Source organism: Pseudonocardia bannensis (assembly GCF_012911875.1).
GTDB lineage: Bacteria > Actinomycetota > Actinomycetes > Mycobacteriales > Pseudonocardiaceae > Pseudonocardia > Pseudonocardia bannensis.
This window is the reverse complement of record NZ_JAAXKZ010000137.1, coordinates 1-15,510: the sequence shown is the minus strand read 5'-3', so window position 1 is coordinate 15,510 and position 15,510 is coordinate 1. Positions and strand designations below refer to the sequence as shown.

The 15,510-nt window shown below is 69.2% G+C and carries 19 protein-coding genes; 7 read left to right on the top strand and 12 right to left on the bottom strand.

What is annotated here, in order from left to right; genetic code table 11:
- Positions 1-24 precede the first annotated feature (24 nt).
- From HF519_RS30635 to HF519_RS25545, 6 genes are all read right to left on the bottom strand, one after another.
- A complete protein-coding gene (locus tag HF519_RS30635) occupies positions 25-606 on the bottom strand; it encodes a hypothetical protein (RefSeq protein ID WP_211170570.1) in 582 nt (193 codons plus the stop codon).
- Positions 603-1,037 (bottom strand): phosphate-starvation-inducible PsiE family protein, encoded by a 435-nt coding sequence (locus tag HF519_RS25565; RefSeq protein WP_312860341.1) that lies wholly within the window; start codon positions 1,035-1,037, stop codon positions 603-605. Before HF519_RS25565 ends, HF519_RS30635 begins: the two co-directional genes overlap by 4 nt.
- A gap of 104 nt (positions 1,038-1,141) precedes the next feature.
- The gene (locus tag HF519_RS25560) at positions 1,142-1,501 is read right to left on the bottom strand and encodes a hypothetical protein (protein ID WP_169415551.1); all 360 of its coding nucleotides are present in this window, start codon (positions 1,499-1,501) and stop codon (positions 1,142-1,144) included.
- Positions 1,498-2,187, bottom strand: a complete 690-nt coding sequence (locus tag HF519_RS25555) for a dienelactone hydrolase family protein (RefSeq protein ID WP_169415550.1) — start codon at positions 2,185-2,187, stop codon at positions 1,498-1,500. Before HF519_RS25555 ends, HF519_RS25560 begins: the two co-directional genes overlap by 4 nt.
- A 96-nt stretch (positions 2,188-2,283) precedes the next feature.
- Positions 2,284-4,293, bottom strand: coding sequence for an erythromycin esterase family protein (locus tag HF519_RS25550; protein ID WP_169415549.1), 2,010 nt, complete (start codon positions 4,291-4,293; stop codon positions 2,284-2,286).
- Positions 4,294-4,389: 96 nt separating this feature from the next.
- Complete coding sequence (locus HF519_RS25545; RefSeq protein WP_169415548.1) at positions 4,390-4,554, bottom strand: hypothetical protein; 165 nt, start codon at positions 4,552-4,554, stop codon at positions 4,390-4,392.
- Between the two features lie 335 nt (positions 4,555-4,889).
- Between HF519_RS25545 and HF519_RS25540 the strand changes: the two genes are divergently transcribed.
- Positions 4,890-5,342: a universal stress protein gene (locus HF519_RS25540; RefSeq protein WP_169415547.1), complete on the top strand. Its 453-nt coding sequence runs from the start codon at positions 4,890-4,892 to the stop codon at positions 5,340-5,342.
- Positions 5,343-5,487: 145 nt separating this feature from the next.
- On the opposite strand, the gene HF519_RS32555 is transcribed toward HF519_RS25540, so the two are convergent.
- From HF519_RS32555 to HF519_RS25520, 5 genes are all read right to left on the bottom strand, one after another.
- Entirely contained in the window at positions 5,488-5,619 is a 132-nt protein-coding gene (locus tag HF519_RS32555; RefSeq protein ID WP_256438552.1) for a hypothetical protein, read from the bottom strand.
- An 878-nt stretch (positions 5,620-6,497) separates the two neighbouring features.
- Complete coding sequence (locus tag HF519_RS25535; RefSeq protein WP_169415546.1) at positions 6,498-6,776, bottom strand: DUF3040 domain-containing protein; 279 nt, start codon at positions 6,774-6,776, stop codon at positions 6,498-6,500.
- Positions 6,777-6,907: 131 nt separating this feature from the next.
- Entirely contained in the window at positions 6,908-7,501 is a 594-nt protein-coding gene (locus HF519_RS25530) for an HdeD family acid-resistance protein (protein WP_169415545.1), read from the bottom strand.
- Positions 7,502-7,781: 280 nt separating this feature from the next.
- Complete coding sequence (locus HF519_RS25525) at positions 7,782-8,852, bottom strand: RNA polymerase sigma factor (protein WP_438826440.1); 1,071 nt, start codon at positions 8,850-8,852, stop codon at positions 7,782-7,784.
- Positions 8,843-9,283, bottom strand: coding sequence for a universal stress protein (locus tag HF519_RS25520; protein ID WP_312860342.1), 441 nt, complete (start codon positions 9,281-9,283; stop codon positions 8,843-8,845). The genes HF519_RS25525 and HF519_RS25520 overlap by 10 nt, the downstream gene beginning before the upstream one ends.
- Positions 9,284-9,594: 311 nt before the next feature.
- Here HF519_RS25520 and HF519_RS31805 point away from each other — a divergent pair, with 311 nt between their 5' ends.
- From HF519_RS31805 to HF519_RS25505, 4 genes are all read left to right on the top strand, one after another.
- Positions 9,595-10,071, top strand: a complete 477-nt coding sequence (locus HF519_RS31805) for a DNA polymerase ligase N-terminal domain-containing protein (RefSeq protein ID WP_308259471.1) — start codon at positions 9,595-9,597, stop codon at positions 10,069-10,071.
- Positions 10,068-11,060 carry a non-homologous end-joining DNA ligase gene (gene ligD, locus HF519_RS25515; protein ID WP_246245167.1) on the top strand — a complete coding sequence of 331 codons (993 nt, stop codon included), beginning with the start codon at positions 10,068-10,070 and terminating at the stop codon, positions 11,058-11,060. Before HF519_RS31805 ends, ligD begins: the two co-directional genes overlap by 4 nt.
- A gap of 697 nt (positions 11,061-11,757) precedes the next feature.
- Complete coding sequence (locus tag HF519_RS25510) at positions 11,758-12,258, top strand: Dps family protein (protein ID WP_169415542.1); 501 nt, start codon at positions 11,758-11,760, stop codon at positions 12,256-12,258.
- Positions 12,259-12,430: 172 nt separating this feature from the next.
- Positions 12,431-12,673 carry a hypothetical protein gene (locus HF519_RS25505; protein ID WP_169415541.1) on the top strand — a complete coding sequence of 81 codons (243 nt, stop codon included), beginning with the start codon at positions 12,431-12,433 and terminating at the stop codon, positions 12,671-12,673.
- 222 nt (positions 12,674-12,895) lie between these two features.
- Here the strand turns inward: HF519_RS25505 and zwf are convergent, their stop codons facing one another.
- Positions 12,896-14,308 (bottom strand): glucose-6-phosphate dehydrogenase, encoded by a 1,413-nt coding sequence (zwf, locus tag HF519_RS25500; RefSeq protein ID WP_169415540.1) that lies wholly within the window; start codon positions 14,306-14,308, stop codon positions 12,896-12,898.
- A gap of 332 nt (positions 14,309-14,640) precedes the next feature.
- Between zwf and HF519_RS33375 the strand changes: the two genes are divergently transcribed.
- Positions 14,641-14,940, top strand: coding sequence for a hypothetical protein (locus HF519_RS33375; RefSeq protein ID WP_369009261.1), 300 nt, complete (start codon positions 14,641-14,643; stop codon positions 14,938-14,940).
- Positions 14,941-15,003: 63 nt separating this feature from the next.
- Positions 15,004-15,510 (top strand): hypothetical protein (locus HF519_RS31800; RefSeq protein WP_312860339.1); only part of this gene is annotated, 507 nt, incomplete at its 3' end.

Sequence of the window (15,510 nt, the reverse complement as noted above, 5' to 3'; positions counted from 1 at the left end):
TGGCCGGCTTCGCGCTCCGCCCGCTCACCGGTGTGCCCTGGTGGCGGGCCGTACCGCTCGGCCTGCTGGAGCGGGGCCTCGCGGCGACGGAGGTGGCCCTGGTGGTCGCGCTGGGGTTGTGGGCGGCCGGTCCTGGGCCGCCTCGACGATCAGCCGGGCGAGGTCGACGGCGGAGAGGTAGGGCTCGTGATCGGTCGACCCACCCGCCTTCACGGTCTGCTCCGCGCTCTCGGCGAGAGAGTCCAGCAGGGCGGCGAGGGACTCGGCGATGGAGGGGTTGAGAACGGTGATCCAGCGGGCGTTCGCGTGCACGTGCGGATAGATCGAGTCCAGCGGGTCGCCGAACAGATCCAGCGGATCCCTCAGGCCGGGGAGCACCGCCTCACCGTCGTCACGCCGTCTGACGGCCGGGAACGCGGCGTGCATCGGTGCGCGCTCCAGCGTTGTCCGGTGCCGCTCCAGGGCGCCGCCGGCGACATCCCGGTCGCCCCAGCGCCACGGTCCCGGCGTCGTGTCGCGGGCGATCCGCCGCAGCACCTCGGCCGCGTGATGCAACCAGTCCGCAGCGCTCCACACGTCCCGAGGACTGGTGTTCCGACCGGTCATCCCCGATTCCTTCGCGCCGGAGAAGGAGCGGTCACCGAGGTTGCGTTCTCGCGGAGGCGGATCGAATGCCGCCAGACCAGGGTGGTGATCGCCATGACGAGGATCAGCGCCATCAGGATGAGCAGTTCGATTCCTTGTGGATTCCAGTGGAACGAGGGCTCGGATTCGGCGGTCAGCACGAGAACCCGCCGGATACCGGCGACCAGGCCGATGACGAGGAAGGGTTCGGGGTCCAGGGCCCCGCCATGTCGCAGCGCGATGGCCACGGTGTGCAGTAGTTCGGCGATGATGAACAGCAGCAGGGTTTCATCGAGAACAGCGAGCACGATCCCGGGCAGGTTGTAGGGGCCGGCCAGGATGACCGCGATCTGGCGGGCGGTGTCGATGATCAGCGCGAGCCCCAGCGTCGTGAGCAGGATCGCGACGACCACGTGGATGGTGTCCTCGGCGACCTCGATGGCGCGAATGGTGCGCGCCAGGAGTTCGCCGGGCCGGACGGGCATGCCGGATGCTCCCTGAACCGGCCGGTGCGCGTCTACGCTGTCCGCCGCAGTGCCTCCAGCATGCCGTGCAGGTGGGCCACCGCGAGTTCGATGTCGTAGTACTTGCGCTGCCCGGCGCGTGACTCGGCGGCCAGCAGTCCGCAGCGGTGGACCTTTTCGAAGTCACCGTAGGGGAACTTGTAGCGGCCCTTGTTGTCCGGGTCCTCCTGGTCGTCGATGCCGAGGTGCCACTTGGCGTACTCGGCGATTCCGTGCTGTTCGATGAAGTCGTTCTCCTGCTGCGTGGAGGGCTGGTGCTCGCTCCACGCGTCGCGGTCGTCGATGACGTACTTGCCTGCCACGATCAGATCCTGTGCCTGCTCGAACGCTCTCTGGTTCAGTTTGACCGTCATGGCCTTTCCGTCCGTTGTGGGATCGGCTGAAGGTGGCGGAGGAACCAGTCTCGCGCCAGGCCGGCCACCTGTTCCAAGGTCCCGGGTTCCTCGAACAGGTGCGTCGCGCCCGGAACGATCTCGAGACGGGTCTCACCGCCCAGCTTCCGCATCGCCTGGCGATTGAGTTCGATGACGACCGGGTCGCGTTCGCCGACGATCAGCAAGGTGGGCTGGCGCACCTGGTGCAGGTGCTCGTCGGCGAGGTCGGGTCGTCCGCCGCGGGAGACGACGGCCTGCACGATGGTCGGCCGGCTCGCCGCGGCGATGAGCGCGGCCGCGGCGCCGGTGCTCGCCCCGAACAGGCCGATGCCCAGGCCGGCCGTGGGTTCGTTGTCGGCCGCCCAGTCGGTCACGGCGGTGACCCGCGCGGCGAGCAGGTCGATGTCGAAGCGCAGCGCCGCGGTCCGCAGGTCGACCTGCTCCTCCTCCCGGGTGAGCAGGTCGGCCAGCACGGTGACCAGACCGGCGCGGTTGAGTTCGTCGGCGACATAGCGATTGCGTGGGCTGTGCCGGCCGCTGCCGCTGCCGTGGGCGAACAGCACCGCCCCGCGCGGGGACTCCCGCGGCACCCCGAGATCGGCTTCGAGTACGACGCCGGCGACCGGAATCTGCAGATTCTGATGGGTGGCGCTCGGAGCGCTCATGGGGTCCTCCCTGGGATGGGCAGCGGCGAAGGCTACGGAGGCGATCGTGCGGCTCTCGCTGTTCTGGCTGCAGCTGCTGTGGCTGCTCCCGGTCGGTCAGACCGCGAACGGGTAGGTTTCGGGGACCTCGCCGGTCTCCCAGAGGGCCGTTCGTTCGAGGGGTTCGACTGCGCGCGTGTCGTCGATGTGGATCACGGCGTCGAACTGGTCGGCCACCCGGGCACGGAAGTAGTGGCTCGCCCGCTCGGTCTCGGGTCGGTAGATGACCCCGATCGCGCGCTCCAGGCGCGCCGGGCGGAGCACCTCGGCCGCTCGCGTGGCCGTCGCGAAGGAAAGCATGAACTCCTTCTGGCCGACCTCGTGGAACAGCTCCTCGATGCTGCCGGGCAATGCCGGGCGCACCCACTTGCGCTGCGCCTCTCCGCCCCAGTCGTCGGCGGCGGTGACAGTCCCGGTGTAGGTGGTGAAACCGAGATTGCGGCAGTCGCCGGCGTGGCGCTCGCGTACGAGCTGCCCCACGTTCAGCTCGCCCCGGGCCGCCATCTCGGTCGCCCGGGCGTCGCCGAGGTGGGAGTTGTGCTCCCACACGACGATCTTTGCCGGGTCACCGAGCTGCCTGGTCAGGTGGCCTTGGACCGCGTCGAGGGTCTCGACCATGTGCCGGTCCCGCAGGTTCCACGACAGAGCGCGGCCGCTGAACATCGACCGGTAGTACTCCGCGGCGTTGCGGACCACCAGGGCGTTCTGCTCGGCGTAGAACTGCTCGTCCTCGGCAAGCAGCCCGTCGCGCCGGGCGTACTCCAACCCATGGCGTTGCAGGTCGACGAGCTGGTCGATCACTTCCTGCTCGCAGGTCTCGCCGGCGCCCAGGGCGGCCGCCAAACCGTAGGTCTGGCCGTCGTCGGTGCCGTAGTGGTCGAAGCAGCCGTAGCGCTCCCGGGCACGCTGGGCCGCCGCCGGATCCACACGGTCGAGATAGGTGATGACCTCGTCGATGGAGCGGTAGAGGCTGTAGAGGTCCAGGCCGTAGAACCCGGCCTTGCGCCGCTCGTCGTCGATCCGGTCGTTGCGCTCACGCAGCCACCCGACGAAGTCCAGAACCACGGCGTTGCGCCACATCCAGGTGGGGAAGCGTTGGAAGCCGCGCAGCGCCTCCTCGGCGTCAGCATCCTCGCCGCGGCCCCGGACGTACCGGTTCACCCGGTAGGCGTCCGGCCAGTCCGCCTCGGCCGCCACCGCACAGAACCCCTTCTCCTCGACCAGCCGGCGGGTCATGGCCGCACGCGCGGCGTAGAAGTCGCCGGTACCGTGCGAGGCCTCCCCGAGCAGCACGATGTGGGCGTCGCCGACCAGCTCGAACAGCGCATCGTCGGACGGCACGCCCTCCTCGGTCGGAATCCCGGCAGATCGGATCACATCGGTGTCACTGAGGGTCCGCTCCGCGGTACGCGCCGGGACCGAGGTCGCCGCGGCGCGCAGCAGGTCACGGACCTCCTCATCGGTGGTCTGACTGAAGTCCCAGTACCAGGCGCCGACGGCGAGGAACGGCGACGGGGTCGTCGCGCAGATGACCTCGTCGACCAGGGCAGAGAGCTCCTGGCAGGTCGACTTCGGCGCCGCCGGCACCGCGACGACGATCCGCCCCGGCTTGTGCTCGCGCAGCGCGATGATCGCCGCGTGCATGCTCGAGCCCGTCGCGAGGCCGTCGTCGACGAGGATGACCGTCTTGTCCGTCAGCTCGGGCATCGGCCGGCCGTCCCGGTAGGCCTGCTCCCGGCGGAGAAGTTCGCGCCCCTCCTGCTCGGCCACCCGCTGGATCACCTCCGGGGTGATGCCCAGGCCGCGCACGACATCGTCGTTGATCACGACCACCCCGCCACTGGCGATGGCGCCCATGGCCACCTCCTCGTGTCCGGGCACGCCCAGCTTGCGGACCACGAAGACGTCCAACGGGGCGCCCAGCGCGCGGGCGACCTCGTAGGCCACCGGCACACCACCCCGCGGCAACCCCAGGACCACCACGTCCTCCCGACCCCGGTAGTGGTCGAGCAAGCCGGCCAAGGTGCGCCCGGCGTCCCGGCGGTCCTGGAACAATCGATCCGACATCCCTTCCTCCTGAAGGTGGTGAGTCGTCCGGGTTCAGACGATCTGGTCCGCGTCCGCGAGCCGGACAGCGGCTTCGCAAGACCAGCCCGAACTGCACTATCTGGCGGTCACCGTGTCGGCCAGCCAGTCCAGGGCGACCCGCAACCGGCCGACCGGCAGCGCCACCAGGTGATGGCCGCGGGTGATGGTCTTGGCGAGCGGGCCGGTGACGGGAATGTGCAGCGGGTCGGCAACCGCTTGCGCGCCGCCCAGGTCGACCACGAAGCCACATCGGCCCCTGCGTATCGATGTGATCAACTGCGGTATGACGATGCATCACCCCTGCTCGTCGCATCCGCCCGTCGCGGCGTCTGGCTCACTCCGAACGTGTGTCGGTCCGGGCCCGGGAAGAGTGCCACAACGACGACGAGCAGGACTTCGTCCTCGTGGTGCTAGATCTGCCCCCCCAGGGTGGACCTGTCGAGACCTGTGTCTGGCAGCGCGCCGGCGCTAGATGTAGTACTGACCTCCCTTGCTCCACCGAGCAACAACAAATTGCCAGATTTTTCTGAATTGATGTAATAGTCCAGGTTGGTATTCGGGGACGGGACCGCATCATGACCGAGACGCGAGACATCCGCGACCGGGTCGGGGTCCTCGTGGGCGTCGACGGGTCAGAACCATCCAAGAGCGCGCTGCGATGGGCTGTCCGCTATGCGAAGGCGATAGGCGAGACGGTGCACGCCGTGATCGCTTGGGAACGGCCGACTATATTCGGCCTGGAAGTTCCTGTGGGAGTTGACGTGGACTTCGCCGCTGATGCCCTGACCGTGTTGACCAACACCGTGGACGCGACACTCGGTCCCAACCCGGAGGTGAAGATCCGCACCTCTGTATTCGAGGGTCATCCCGCCCTTGTGCTCGTTCGTGAAGCCCGGGGTGCCGATATCTTGGCCGTCGGGAATCGGGGACGTAGCACCGTTTTCGCGATCACGCTGGGTTCAGTGAGCCTGCATTGCGTGAGTCACGCTCCTTGCCCGGTCGTCGTAGCTCGCAAGGCCCAGGAGTAGAACACCGTGAATCGACGCAGGGTGTGACGTCAACTCACGGCGCCCGCGTCAACTCACGGCGCCCGCTGCGGCGAGCTCCTCCTACCGCCGACGCCTCGAGCCCTCCTGCCCTCATCACGATCGGGATCGACCCCCAAGTCCTCGCTCACCGCACGAGCAGCAATTGCCCCTGCAGTTTGGCGGTCAACGCCGGCACATCGGGCCGGCTCATCGCCTGGGCCGAGGCTTCCGGCACCGACAGTTCGCCGTTGAGCGCGCACGGGCCGGGCCCAGGCATCGCCCGCTCCTCCGGCGGCTGTTCCCCGGCGTGGCGGGCTGAGCGGGACAAGGCCGCGCACGTCCAGGCCGAGTGCGCCCTGCGCGAGCACCCGCGCTCGGCCGCTGGCCGCGCCACACCCCTCTGGCCGGCTCGCGCTGGACCGGGCCAAGATCGCCGCCGAGACGCGGTTGGACGGGAAGTATTTGCTCTTGACCTCGGATCCGGACCTGTCGGCCGAGGACGTCGCGCTGGGCTACACGAAGCTCCTTGAGGCCGAGCGCGGGTTCCGCGACTGAAGTCCACGATCGAGCTGCGCCCGGTGTACCATCGGATCGAGCCCAGCATCCGCGCCCATGTCCTGCTCTGCTGGTTCGCCCTGCTGCTGATCCGGGTCGCCGAACGACGCACCGGCCAGACCTGGCGCGCCATCAACCGCGAGCTGGGCCGGCTGCACGCGATCACCCTCACCGGCCGTCCGGCAGCGTCGTGCAGACCACCGAGCCGACCGCCGCCCAGTTGGGCATTCTTCGGGCCTGCGGGCTCATCCCACCGCCCCGGATCACACCCTCGACCCTACCTGAGCTGCCCAAACACTCTCATCGAGCAGTCGCCGGGACGTGGACACACGCCACCGCCACGGCGGATTGGCCGCTGCGGCGCCGGACTCAGCGATGACATTCGCGGTCATGTCGGAACGGGTCTGCCGGCGTCGCGCGATCACGACAAGCGCCACGATCAGCAGATCGCGCGCGCGGCTGGCCGCACCATTGCTGCTGCCATCCCCTCGTCCGAGAATCACCACCTACGGCGCCTCCCCATAACAAGCCTCCCGGTGGGGTCGTCGATCGCTCCCCGGTTACGGGTGAATGGAGCCGGACTCGGATTCGGTTGGCCGTTCAGCGGCTGCGGTCGCGGTTGTGTTGGCGGGGCCGTGGCCCACCGACGATCGCGCACATCGCGATCGCGGTGATCATGGTAGTTGCGAGGATGCCGAAGGTCACGATGAATAGCTCGATCACGAGCGGTGCGATCACCACGAATGCGATCGCCCGCCAGCTCGTGGGGCCATCGGGCGGGAGCCTCATGGTGTGCAGCGCGGCGGCCAGGTCCGGGTCCCCGAGCCTGATCTGGTGCTCGAGCGCTTCGAGCCGGCGGCGCTCGCCGTCGTTGAGCACGGGTACCTCCCGGAAAGCAGGAACTGCGGTGCCAGCTGGACTGTTCAGTTGCTGCGCCCGTGTCCGGTCCTCGGCGGCTGTCGGGGCGGCGCGCCGGTCCCCCTCCGCGGGTCAGCGATCCGGCGTCTCGGTCAGGGTGAGGCCGGGGCCGAGGAAGGTTCGGTGGTCGAGGAGTTTGCGGCATCGCGCAGCGCCAACGCCAGCGCCGCGAGCAAGACGCCGTACACCACGGCGAACGCTCCGATCAGCAGCGCCAGCGCGAGCGCGCCAGGGACCGGCCAGGCCAGGATCAACACGCCGGCCACCACCGAGAGCAGCCCGGCGAGCCCTAATAATGCGACCCGGCGCCGCTCGCGGCGCTGTCGAACGGCGCTGATGATCTCGATGACCCCGGTGGCCAGCGCCCAGATGCCGACCACGATGGCGAGGGCGACCGCGGTGATGTCGGGCCAGATCAGCGCGATCACGCCGGCGGCGAGGCTGAGCAGGCCGAGCAGCAGGCTGATCCACCAGCGAGGCCGGTCACGGCGGCGGACCCCGTCGATGATCTGGGTGACGCCATCGAGGATGGCGTAGATGCCGAAGGTCCATGCCAGGACCAGCAACGTGATCGTCGGCCAGATCAGGGCGACCAGACCCAACGCGACCGCGAACACCGCCCGCGCCAGCAACACCGGCCAGGCCAGGCGCAGGTCCACCAGCAACAGTTCGGCGGCACGCTCCACACCCCGTCCTGGTCCTGGTTGTGATGGGGAAGGTGAGGTTGATGCCGGATCGGGTTGCATGACAACGACCTCCGCGAAGTGGCATTCATCGAATCCCGCCATGCCGGGTGCGCGCGCGGCGGGGAACGTGTCGCCGCGTGCGTCTGGCCTCGGGGGCTGATGGTGGCTTCATCGAGTGATCCTGGGCCACCGGGGGCGGACAAACCTCGCCCCGCCAGCGCTATAACCGGGCCCGGGATCGGCCTCGCAGGACAAATCGAGCCGTAGGCAACTCTGGGAGCTAGTCGAGGTAGCCGCGCAGCCGGTCGGAATGCTGAGAATGGCGCAAACTGTGCATGGACCTGGCCTCGATCTGCCGGATCCGCTCCCGACTCAGCCCGTAGACCTGACCGATCTGCTCCAGGCTGCGCGGGTGGCCGTCGGTGAACCCGAAACGCAGCCGGATCACGCCGGCTTCGCGCTCGGACAGCGTCGCGAGCACCCCCTGCAGCTGCTCGCGCAGCAGGGTGAAGCTGAGCGTGTCCACGGTCCCCAGGGCCTGGGCATCCTCGATGACATCCCCGAGCCGGGCGTCGCTCTCGACACCGGCGCTCTGGTCCAGCGAGAGCGGCTGGCGAGCGGCGCGCTGCAACGCCCGCAACTTCTCCGGGGCGATGCCCAGCCGGGCGGCGAGCTCGTCGGGGGTGGGCTCGCGGCCCAGGTGTCGGTACAGCTCGCGCTGGAGGCGGCGAAGCTTGTTGAGGACCTCGACGACGCGCACCGGGAGACGGATGGTGCGGGCCTGGTCTGTTAGGGCGCGGGTGATGGTCTGGCGGATCCACCAGGTGGCGTAGGTGGAAAATCGATGGCCCCGGGTGCAGTCGAACTTCTCCACCGTCCGGATCAGGCCCAGGTTGCCTTCCTGGATCAGGTCCAGCAACGCCAGGCCGCGGCCGGTGTAGCGCTTGGCCACCGAGACCACGAGGCGCAGGTTGGCCTTCACCAGGTGATCGCGGGCCCGGGCGCCGTCACGGGCGATCCATTCCAACTCCTCGCGCAGCCCCGGGCACAGTTGCTCCCGCGGGGTTGCGACACGGGCGGCGCGGTCGAGTCGCTCGGCGGCGAACAGCCCGGCCTCGATGCGGGTGGCGAGGTCCACCTCCTGTGTCGCGCTCAGCAGCGCCACCTTGCTGATCTGGGTGAGGTACATCCGCACGGGGTCCGCCATGGCACCGCAGTCCCTGTCCGCGACCTGCTCTTCGCTCCCGCCACCAGTCGCCTCCAGTGAGGCGTCGGCGGGGAGGCCACTCCCGGGCTCGGCAGACTGAAAGGACGGCACACCCTCACTGGGGCCAGCACTGGTCACGGTGATCGCCTTCGCGGTGAGGCATCGGAGCCGGGCACCAGGACGACGGGGCAGCGGGCTCGGTGGACGCGGCGCGTGGCGACCAACTCGACCAAGGCACTGCCCAGGGCGCTGCGACGCGTGTTGCCCAATCCCAGCAGCACGGGCTGCGCGGCCATCTTCAACAGCACGGTCGAGGGATCACCCTGCGTGGTACAGGCCTCGACCGCTCCAACCGCCGGCGCACCGGCTGCAGGCAGCCGCGCCGGCACCTGATCCGGCCAGGACCGCGCGTGGGCCTCGAGCCCGGTGTCGGAGAGGGGCACCGGCGCCCCGAACGCGGCCGGTGTCACCGGCAGGTCCACCACTGCCACCGCCCGTACCGTCGCCCCCGTATTAGGCGTAGTGCACCACCCACACCGGGCCGCACCCGGCTCGGGCGACTCGTCGATCCCCACCAGTACCACCGCTGGGGCCTTCGCCGCGCTCACTCGACGGGCCACCTCCCCGGCCTGCTGATCGGCTCGCCTGACCGGGCAGAGTCCCACTGGGACGCCGGCACAAACAGAATCGACCGGAGCTCGACCGTGTGGCGCTCAGCTTGGGTGAGACGACCACGCCGGATTCGTCTCACTGAAGTTGGCCAACGCGCTGGTCAGCGGCGGGCACGGTTCTCGACTTGATTGAGAACCGGCAGGGCTGTCGCTGCGGCCTCACGGGTGGCCCGTCGACGGCACGGGTGGCGCTGCAGCCGGCGTAGAAACGAGGTGTGGCCGACGCGCTGTCGAGATATCGCCAGAAGCGCTCCGCGTCCCGCACGCCGGAGCCGATGCCCGCCGAGCGTCCGTTGCCCCACGGCCATGACGACACGTTCGTCATTCAGGAGCACCATGCGCGGCGGTTGCACTGGGATCTGCGGTTCGAGCGTGGCGGGGTGCTGGTGTCTTGGGCGCTGCCCAAGGGGCTACCGACGGATCCGCGGAGGAACCACCTCGCGATCCACACCGAAGACCATCCGCTGGAATACGCCACCTTTGAGGGCGAGATCCCCCCGGGCGAGTACGGCGCCGGGCGCGTGAGGATCTGGGATCGCGGCACTTATGAGTGCGAGAAGTGGACCGACCGCGAGGTCAAGGTGGTGCTTCACGGCTGCCGCGCCCGGGGCCGCTACGTGCTGTTCCGCACCCGCGGCGACCAGTGGCTGATCCATCGGATGGATCCGCCGACGTCTGATGAGGCCCGATGAGCTCTGGTGAGCGGGAGCCGATGCCGGAGCTGGTGCGGCCGATGGCCGCCACGCTCGGGGAGCTACCTGCGCCCGACCGGGACGCCGAGTTCGGCTATGAGATGAAATGGGACGGCCTGCGCGCCGTCGTCCACGTCGACCGGGGCCAGGTGCGCGTCGTGTCCCGCAACGAGCGGGACATCACCGAGGCATACCCCGAGCTGGCGGCCCTCGGAGAGGCACTGGGTTCTACCCGCGTGGTGCTGGACGGTGAGATCGTGGCGCGCGACCGCTCAACGGGCCGGATCTCCTTCGCGGCGCTGCAGCCGCGGATACACCTGCGGGACCCATCCCGAATCCAGCGGCTCTCGGAGCAGGTGCCGGTGACCTACCTCGCGTTCGACCTGCTCCACCTCGACGGTCACAACACCATGGGGCTGCCCTACCGGGAACGACGGAAACTGCTCGAGTCCGTGGGGCTTTCCGGCCCGCACTGGGACACCCCGCCGAACTCCGCCGGCGGCGGGGCGAACGTGCTGGCCGCCTCGAAGCAGCAGGGGCTCGAGGGCATCGTGGCCAAGCGGCTCGACTCCGTCTACGAGCCGGGGCGCCGGTCCAAGGCCTGGATCAAGGTCAAGCACGCCGCCATGCAGGAGGTCGTCGTCGGAGGCTGGAAGCCCGGGAAGGGGCGGCGCGCCGGGACGATCGGGTCCCTGCTGCTGGGCATACCCGGGCCCCTCGGACTGGAGTACGTCGGGCAGGTCGGCACCGGCTTTACCCAGCAGATCCTCGACGACCTCGGCGCCAACCTGGGCACACTCGAGCGCACGACCTCGCCGTTCGCCGGTGCGCTCCCCCCGGCCGACACCAAGGATGCGCACTGGGTCACCCCCACCCTGGTGGGCGAGGTGCAACTCAGCGAGTGGACCAGGGACGGCCGGCTGCGCCACCCGACATGGCGCGGCCTGCGTCCCGACAAGTCACCGGACGAGGTCGTCCGCGAGTCCTAACCACCGCGGCGCCCGTGGAGCGCGATCTCTCACAGAGACCGTTCAGCCGCTGCCCGACCACGCACGCCCCAGCCCGTCCATTGGTGCGAACAGATGGATGCGGCGGCCTACCCGTAGCCGTCGCCAGATCATCAAGATCCTTTCCAGTGGTCGCTACCGACCGCAGGCTGTACGTGGGGCCAGTGAGAGGGAGAAGCGGCTGCGCACCGCCCGGCGTCTGCTCGACCGCAGGTGACCGCCGGCGGGCCCGAATAGGGAGATCTGCGGATCCGCCGGCCCGTCAGGGTGCACGGTCGCCGCGCTGCACTCGCGACCATGGACGAGAAATGGATGGACAGTTCGATCAGTTCCCGTGGGCTGTGCGGGCCCTCGCTGCTCCACATCGGCCACCACGAACGCGATCATCGAACTCGGTGGCCATCTGGCCGCGGCCGTAACACCGAGTGCGGCACCAGGGGTGGTGCGCAACCTGATCCCGGCCTGCTTCGATCGGCGCCCGGCCACCGCTCCATATACCGGGATGGTGGCGGCGCTCGAGGGAGGCCCCGGTGCCCATCGCCGCGTTGCGGTCGGACACCGGTGGTTCGCTGTTCCGGAGGTTCGTCGCCGAGGCCTCGGGTACCCGATCGGCGCCCCGAAGCAACTGGCCGGTCCCGCGGTGGGCCGCCACGCCCGACGAGATCCGGAGCCCGCAGTCATGGCCGAGCCCATCCCCAGCATCCTCGACGACCAGGCCCGCAACACCATCGGCGCGGCGCTGCAGGCCACACTCGTCGACCTGATCGATCTCTCCTTGGAGGCCAAACAGGCCCACTGGAACCTGGTCGGCCGGCAGTTCCGCGACGTCCACGAACACCTCGACGAACTGGTTGACGTCGCCCGCAAGTACTCCGACCAGGTGGCCGAGCGTGCCGCCGCGGTCGGCGTCCCCCCGGACGGGCGAACCGCGACCGTCGCCGGGCAGAGCGGGATCCCGGCGTTCAACGAAGGCTGGGTCAAAGACCGCGACGTCATCCGGCAGATCTCCGAGTCGGTCGACGTGGCCGTGCGCCGCATCCGCCCACGCATCCAGGAGACCGAGACGGCCGACCTGGTCACCCAGGACCTGTTCATCGAGATCAGCAGGCAGCTCGAGCAGACTCGCTGGATGTGGCAGGCCCAGAACGCCGGCTACCAGGCGGAGCAGCCCGCCCGTTGATCCCCGGGCCGCACGTCCTGTCGCAGACGCGACGCCGAACCCCGCACTATGCGGTGGCCGGGCCTGACGGCGCGGGAGCCAGCACGCTCCCGGCACTGCTCCTGTTGGCAGGGCTGCGAAGTCGGTGTAGGCCGCACCGGCTACGTGGCACAGCGGCCGCTCCTTGAGGTGGATGCGTACCCGCGCCGAGCGCGCCGACGACGAGGGCCGCGGCCGGATGGCCCATAGTGAGCCAGCAGCTGTGCACCGCGAGCAGCCGGACGAGCTCCTCGAACAACTCCAACTTCCGCTCGCCCGGCGCGGTCTTCAGCTCACTGAACAGGTTTCTGACCTGGTTGTGCTGCTCGAGCAGCGGTTCACCACGTCCTGTTCCCGCGTCGCGGTCACGTACGACACCCATCTCGCGGTCTGGTAGGTGTCGCTTTTCCCGAACGCAGCTGCCCATGCACGTTGATGCCAAGAGCTCCGCACGATGGCGAGGTCGTCGGCGCCGCCCGCCATCTGCGCCGAGGCCGTCTGAAGATCATCCGGTCATCGCCGGAAGAGTCTCGATCTTGGCCTTCAACTCCTCGAAGAACGGCTCGAACAGCGGCGCCATCACCAGCACGGCAGAGGGCCTACTGAGAGTCTTCGGGGCTCACCCGTCGGGGATCCGCCAGCCATGCTCGCCGGGAAGCTGCAGCGCCTCCCGCGGACCCCACGACCGCCTCGGATAGATCCTGGGCTTCTGCGGGTTCTTCAGCAGCGGGTCGCACAGCTGCCAGAGCAGCTCCACCTCCTCGGTGCTGGTGAACAGCGTCGGGTCGCCGCGCATCACGTCGAGCAACAACCGCTCGTAGGCCTCCAGCGGCTCGGAGCCGGGAAACTCCTCCACCAGGTCGACACGCATCCGGCCGCGGCCGACCTGCAGCTCGGGACCCGGGATCTTCGCCCGGACGTCGCAGAAGATCTTCGGATCGTCGGTGAGCTCGAAGACCAGCTCGTTGCACCGGCCCCCGACCTCGCCGGGGAACATCTTCAGCGGCGGCTCCCAGAAGCCGAGCGTGATGGTCCGTCGGCTCTCGGCCATCGCCTTGCCCGTGCGCAGGTAGAACGGGATGCCGAACCAGCGCCAGTTGTCGACGTAGACCTCCATGGCCACGAACGTCTCCACGTCCGAGAAGGCGTCCACGCCCTCCTCATCCCGGTAGCCCTCGTACTGACCGAAGACGACCCGGTCCGGATCCAGCGGCCGGATCGCGTGGAAGACCTTGGCCTTCTCGTCGTGCAGGGACTCCGCGTCCAGCCGAATCGGCGGCTCCAGCGCTACGAACCCGAGCAGCTGGAACAGGTGGGTCGAGATCATGTCCCGGAAGGTTCCGGTGGACTCCATGAAATCCGCTCGGCCCTGGATGTCGATCTCCTCCGGCACGTCGATCTGCACATAGCAAACGTGCTGGAGATTCCACACCGGCTCGAACAGCCCGTTCGCGAAGCGAAGCGCCAGGATGTTCTGCACGGCCTCCTTGCCGAGGAAATGATCGATCCGATAGATCTGGCTCTCGTCGAACACGTCGTGCAGCGTGGCGTTGAGCCGCTTCGCCGACCCCAGGTCGGTGCCGAACGGCTTCTCCAGCACCAGCTTGGCCCGCTCATGAAGGTCGAACTTGCCGAGCATGCGCACCATCGGCTCGGTCGCCGACGGCGGGATCGCCATGTAGATCACCCGTTCGGTGGCCGGGCCCATCTCCTTCTCGGCGGCCCGCACCGCCTTGGCCAGCCCCGAGCCGTCCTCGGCGGAGGCGATCACGAAGCTGATTCGCGCTGTGAACTTCCGCCACGCCTCGTGGTCGATCTCGCCGCGGAACAGCTCCACCGCATGGTGGAGCATGCCCCGGAACTCCTCCTGCGTCCCCGGGGCGGCCCGGCTGGAGCCGATGATGCGGAACTCCTCGGGCAACAGGTTGAGCTGCCACAGGTGGAACAGGCCCGGGAACAGCTTGCGACGGGCCAGATCACCGGTGGCCCCGAAGATGACGAAGACATGCGGGGCGAGCGGAATCGGCGCCATGGCCGATCAGGTACCCAGGCACGACCCACCGGAACCAGCTTCCGTCGAGGTCACGAGGTCACGAGGTCACGACGCCTGTCCCACGGCCGATAGGCTTCCCGGTATGCGGCAGCGCCCGATCGATGCCCCGAAGGTAGCCGGAATCTGAACATCAGGTGACTACGAAGTCGTTTCATAACGACGCTGCCAATTGCCGGCGGCAGGTGAGGGCGCAGCCGAGCTGGAGCAAGGCCGAGGTGGAACAGCTCCCGCGGCGCGACGGGGTCGGCCACGGCGACCGCGGATGAGGCTGTTACGAACTCGCCCGCCGCGCCCACACCTCGCGCCCGACGCTGTCGGCCTACGAACACAGTCGAAAGTCCCCCACCCTGCAGACCGCCGCGCGGCTGCTGGCAGAGGCGGGCTTCGAGCTGGCCGCGGTGCCGCGGGTGGAGTTCGTCAAGCACGTCACCGGCCGGGGGCGCACCATCTGCGTCCCGACGCAGCTGCCCCGGCCCCCCGCCGAGCAGGCCCTGGCCACGGTCACATCGACGGCGTCCTGCTGCTCGAGCTGTGGGATGACCTCGTCCTGCCCCGCGACATCCGCGCCGCCTGGACACCCCTCATCGAGCAGTCCCTACGCACGGCCGTAGTGCCGAACCACGGCGACCCGCGGGGGAAGCGTCCCGGCCGGGCTGACCACCCTCCCGCTCGAGGTGGCCACGGTGTTCTTCTCGCTGCCCGCCAGCGACGGGTTCCTCATCGCCGGCGGCGCAACCTGGCCGCCCAACGTCTCACCACTCGCCCACCCAGGACCTCGACTCTTCACCCGGCCCGGCCACAGTGACGTGCCCGCCGCCCGCGACGCGTTCGAAACCGCGGCCACCGCCCGAGGCTGGTCGACCCGACGGATCCGCGACACCACCACGTTCTGCCGCCTCGTCGTCTCCGGGGACGACGATCTCTCCGTCGACCTCGCCCTGGACTCCCCGCCGACCCTGCCGCCTACCGCCAGCATCGCCGGCCCCACCTTCGGCCTCGGGGAACTCGCCGCCCGCAAAGTGATCGCCCTGTTCGACCGCGCCGAGGCCCGCGACGTCGCCGACCATGCCAAGGGCTTCAAGTCGATCGCGGAGGCCGTCTACTTGCGCGACCACGTGCTGCGGCAGCTGGAGCTGGCCGAGCAGGCCGACGATCCGGCGGAAAGGGCGGCGCGGACCACA

Coding starts and splice junctions, on each gene's coding strand:
- HF519_RS25505 (WP_169415541.1), top strand. CDS start 12,431: ATGCGTACCCGCGCCGAGCGCGCCGACGACGAGGGCCGCGGCCGGATG.
- HF519_RS30635 (WP_211170570.1), bottom strand. CDS start 606: ATGACCGGTCGGAACACCAGTCCTCGGGACGTGTGGAGCGCTGCGGAC.
- HF519_RS25550 (WP_169415549.1), bottom strand. CDS start 4,293: ATGTCGGATCGATTGTTCCAGGACCGCCGGGACGCCGGGCGCACCTTG.
- zwf (WP_169415540.1), bottom strand. CDS start 14,308: ATGGCGCCGATTCCGCTCGCCCCGCATGTCTTCGTCATCTTCGGGGCC.
- HF519_RS25555 (WP_169415550.1), bottom strand. CDS start 2,187: ATGAGCGCTCCGAGCGCCACCCATCAGAATCTGCAGATTCCGGTCGCC.
- ligD (WP_246245167.1), top strand. CDS start 10,068: ATGAGCTCTGGTGAGCGGGAGCCGATGCCGGAGCTGGTGCGGCCGATG.
- HF519_RS32555 (WP_256438552.1), bottom strand. CDS start 5,619: ATGCCTGGGCCCGGCCCGTGCGCGCTCAACGGCGAACTGTCGGTGCCG.
- HF519_RS25560 (WP_169415551.1), bottom strand. CDS start 1,501: ATGACGGTCAAACTGAACCAGAGAGCGTTCGAGCAGGCACAGGATCTG.
- HF519_RS25510 (WP_169415542.1), top strand. CDS start 11,758: ATGGCCGAGCCCATCCCCAGCATCCTCGACGACCAGGCCCGCAACACC.
- HF519_RS25540 (WP_169415547.1), top strand. CDS start 4,890: ATGACCGAGACGCGAGACATCCGCGACCGGGTCGGGGTCCTCGTGGGC.